General features: G+C 33.5%; 1 protein-coding gene and 1 pseudogene. Both read left to right on the top strand.

Going from position 1 to position 925, the window contains the following annotated elements:
• Positions 1-558 (top strand): electron transfer flavoprotein subunit beta/FixA family protein (locus tag LGK95_RS22155; protein ID WP_226127077.1); only part of this gene is annotated, 558 nt, incomplete at its 5' end.
• Between the two features lie 17 nt (positions 559-575).
• Positions 576-925: pseudogene (locus tag LGK95_RS22150) on the top strand (electron transfer flavoprotein subunit alpha); the annotation flags it as partial.

Genomic DNA, 925 nt, shown 5'->3' with positions numbered 1-925 from the left:
GCAGACGAGGGTGCATTAATTTCTGATAGAAAGTTTGCAGGAGCAGATGTGCTTGCTACATCTTATACAATTTCGCAAGGTGTACGAAAAATGGGTGAATTTGATCTTATATTATGCGGAAAGCAAACAACTGACGGTGACACTGCTCAAGTAGGACCAGAAATGGCTGAATATTTAGGTATTCCCCATATTGCAAACGTTTTAACAATAATAGAATTAAAAGAAAAATCAATTGTTGTAGAAATGGATATGGCAGATACTGTTGAAGTAGCTGAGATTCAATTTCCATGTCTTCTAACTGTAGATAAAGATATATATCAACCAAGACTTCCATCTTATAGGAAGAAAATAGCTACAAAAGACAGAGAAATAAAAATGATAACATTAAATGATTTTGAAGATAAAGATGAGAAAAAATATGGACTTAATGGTTCACCAACTCAGGTTGAGAGAATATTCCCACCAGACGTAAACAATGATCGTGAAACATGGACAGGTACTGGTGCACAGCTTAGTGTAAAAATAGCTGCAAAACTTAAAGAATTAAAATTTGTATAAAAAGGGGTGGAATATACATGAGTAAATTAATTTGTAACCAAGATAAAGTAAACGATTCCAATGTTAAAGAATTAATAAAGGTTTGCCCTTTTGGTGCTATTGAATACAATGCTGGAAAAATTGAAATTAATGCAGGTTGTAAAATGTGTAAGATTTGCGTTAAAAAAGGTCCGACCGGAGTGATGGAATTTATTGAAACAAAAGAAATACAAGTTGATAAGAGTTTATGGAAAGGTATAGGAGTATATGTTGACCATGTTGAAGGGGTTATACATCCTGTAACATTTGAACTTATAGGAAAGGCTAGAGAGCTTGCCGCAGTTGTTAATTTCCCAGTGTATTGTGTATTCATTGGTCATGATATAAA

Origin of the sequence: Clostridium algoriphilum (genome assembly GCF_020443705.1) — a bacterium.
Lineage (GTDB): Bacteria > Bacillota > Clostridia > Clostridiales > Clostridiaceae > Clostridium_AD > Clostridium_AD algoriphilum.
This window is presented reverse-complemented; position numbering and strand designations above follow the sequence as displayed.